1 protein-coding gene is annotated in these 854 nt (G+C 46.3%); it reads left to right on the top strand.

All coding sequences use genetic code 11. From position 1 onward, the window contains the following. Window positions 1-94: 94 nt before the first annotated feature. Window positions 95-854 (top strand): IS5 family transposase (locus LSG37_RS21135; protein WP_233081984.1); only part of this gene is annotated, 760 nt, incomplete at its 3' end.

The following is an 854-nucleotide window of genomic DNA, read 5'->3' as shown; positions in this document are numbered from 1 at the left end:
TACTAGGGCTTGTTGATCTTTCGTGATGGATTATTAGACAGCATGATGGGCTGGTATAATTACTTTCGCCAAAAACTAACCATGACAACCCATCATGCCAAGAACAATGTTAACAGACGAGTACTGGTCAAAGCTAATCAGATTGATGCTTAAAACGGGCCGCGTATATGACAAGCCGGAACACAGAAATACTTTCGAAGGCATTTTGTATCGGATGCGGGTCGGATGCCCTTGGCGCGATGTGCCAGAAGCTTTTGGAGATTGGAGCGCCATCTACCGGCGTTTTAACCTGTGGTCTAAAAAAGGCATTCTAATGCAGCTATTCGCAGAGTTAATGCAATTGGCTGATTTAGAGTGGGAATTTATAGACGGCAGCATCGTCAAAGCGCATCAGCATGCGACAGGTGCTCGCTCAGAAGATAAAGAAGCGATTGGGAAAAGTCGTGGTGGCAACACGACGAAAATCCATATGGCAGTGGATAGTTGCGGCTTGCCAATAGATTTTATTGTGACAGGCGGTGAGGTTCATGACAGTAAAGCAGCCATAGAATTACTAAAACAGCTGCCTGATGCCGAACACGTTATCGCTGACCGGGGCTATGATAGCGAGAAGATACGAGAGCAGATCCGAGAAAAAAAGGGCGTCCCTAACATACCGCGCAAGCGTAATTCGAAGATTGGTAATGGCGATATTGACTGGTGTCTGTACAAATATCGCCATCTGGTTGAGAACGTGTTTGCCAGGCTAAAACATTACCGCTCAGTAGCAACAAGGTATGATAAATTAGCCCGGAATTATGCAAGTACACTGGCCTTGGCTTGCTGCCTTATATGGCTGCCAATGTGGGTTGGCT

It is taken from the genome of Rheinheimera soli, from assembly GCF_021290985.1.
Lineage (GTDB): Bacteria > Pseudomonadota > Gammaproteobacteria > Enterobacterales > Alteromonadaceae > Pararheinheimera > Pararheinheimera soli.
Note: the sequence above shows the minus strand (reverse complement) of the source record. Positions and strands in the feature narration are given on the sequence as shown.